Raw genomic sequence first — 1929 nt, 5'->3', positions numbered from 1 at the left:
GGCGATGGCGGTGTGCCAGTCAATAAAGAAGTTGACTGGCACACCGCCATCGCCAGCAAGCCGGCTCCTACAGGGGATTGATGGTGTTTCCCGAATAGCAAAAAGCCCCTGAATCGTGAGATTCAGGGGCTTTCGTTTGAGCGGAGGTGAGATCAGGCCGCTTCAATCTTGCTGCGGTTCTGCTCGACCTTGCTCAGATACTCCGTCAGCGCTTGCTGCTCGGCCGGGGTGGTGAACAAGCCCAGCTTGCTGCGACGCCACAGAATGTCGTGCGCCGTGGTTGCCCATTCTTCGCTGCACAGGTAATCGACTTCGCGGGTGTAGAGACCGCCGCCGATGTGCTCGCCCAGGTCGCTGAGGCTTTGCACGCCTTCAAGCATGCGCCAGGTGCGGCTGCCGTAAGTGGTTGCCCAGCGACGGGCGATTTCGGTCGGTACCCAGTCGAACTGGTCGCGGATGCGCGATTTCAGCGCCTGCGGGGTGGTCATGTCTTCGCCGCCCGGCAGGGTGGCGCTGGCGGTCCAGCTCGGCTTGATGTGCGTGAAGTAAGGTGCCAGTTGCGCCAGCGCCGACTCGGCCAGTTTGCGGTAGGTGGTCAGCTTGCCGCCGAACACCGACAGCAACGGCGCTTCTTCGCCCGTGCCCGAAAGCGCGAGGGTGTAGTCGCGGGTGACGGCCGACGGATTGTCGGATTCGTCGTTGCACAGCGGACGAACACCGGAATAGCTGTGCAGGATGTCGTCGCGGCTGATCTGCTTCTTGAAGTGGGCGTTGACCACTTTCAACAGGTAATCGGTTTCGCCTTCGGTGATCGCCACTTTTGCCGGATCGCCGGTGTACTCACGGTCGGTGGTGCCGATCAGGGTGAAATGGTTCAGGTACGGAATGGTGAAGACGATGCGCTGATCTTCGTTTTGCAGAATGTGCGCGTGATCACCTTCGTACAGTTTCGGCACGATCAGGTGACTGCCCTGGATCAGGCGGATGCCGTACGGCGATTCCATCTTCAAATCATCACGAATGAACTTGGCAACCCATGGGCCGGCCGCATTCACCAGCGCCTTGGCGCGGATCGAAAGCAGGCTGCCGTCGGCGCGTTCCAGGTGCAGATGCCAAAGGCCTTTGGTTCGACGGGCGCTGACGCAGCGGGTCTGGGTGTGCACATGGGCGCCGTTCTCGCGGGCCGCCATGGCGTTCAGGACCACCAGGCGCGCGTCGTCGACCCAGCAATCGGAGTATTCGAAGCCTTTGGTGATTTCGCTTTTCAACGGGCTGTCCGGGCCGAACTTCAGGCTTTTCGAACCTTCCAGTTTTTCCCGTTTGCCCAGGTTGTCATACAGGAACAGGCCGGCGCGGATCATCCAGGCCGGACGCAGGTGCGGACGGTGCGGCAGGACGAAGCGCATTTGCTTGACGATGTGCGGCGCCTTGGCCAGCAACACTTCGCGCTCGGCGAGGGCTTCGCGGACCAGACGGAATTCGTAATGTTCGAGGTAGCGCAGACCACCGTGGATCAGTTTGCTGCTGGCCGACGAGGTGTGGCTGGCCAGATCATCCTTTTCGCAAAGGAACACCGAAAGACCGCGACCGGCGGCATCCGCTGCGATCCCCACGCCATTGATCCCGCCACCGATGACGGCGATATCGTAGACCTCGGCGAGTGGGGGCGTAGGCAAGGTAGAAGTGGGCATCGGCTGGCCTCGGTTTTTTTGATTGTCGATATTGGATTTCGAACATTAATGTTCATTTGCGAAAATGGTAGCCCATAAAGCCGCCCACAGCCAGTTAACTTCGATTGAAAATACTGATCGAAGGGCCGTTAAAGGAAAATTTACGAACATTAGTAGCCGAGGGGGGATTGCGGGGGCACGCATTTTGTAGGAGCCGGCTTGCTGGCGATGGCGGCCTTGAAGACGCCATCGCCAGCAA

General features: G+C 59.8%; 1 protein-coding gene. It reads right to left on the bottom strand.

The features are described from left to right. Positions 1 to 152 precede the first annotated feature (152 nt). Complete coding sequence (glpD, locus tag KGA82_RS27205) at positions 153 to 1691, bottom strand: glycerol-3-phosphate dehydrogenase (RefSeq protein ID WP_223453175.1); 1539 nt, start codon at positions 1689 to 1691, stop codon at positions 153 to 155. Between the last annotated feature and the right edge of the window lie 238 nt (positions 1692 to 1929).

The organism is Pseudomonas sp. BF-RE-22 (assembly GCF_019956155.1).
GTDB classification, from domain to species: domain Bacteria; phylum Pseudomonadota; class Gammaproteobacteria; order Pseudomonadales; family Pseudomonadaceae; genus Aquipseudomonas; species Aquipseudomonas migulae.
The sequence above is the reverse complement of the archived record's forward strand: the minus strand, read 5'-3'. Positions and strand labels throughout refer to the sequence as shown.

Bases quoted from the DNA above. Each gene is read 5' to 3' on its own strand.
- glpD (WP_223453175.1), bottom strand. From the start codon at position 1,691: ATGCCCACTTCTACCTTGCCTACGCCCCCACTCGCCGAGGTCTACGAT.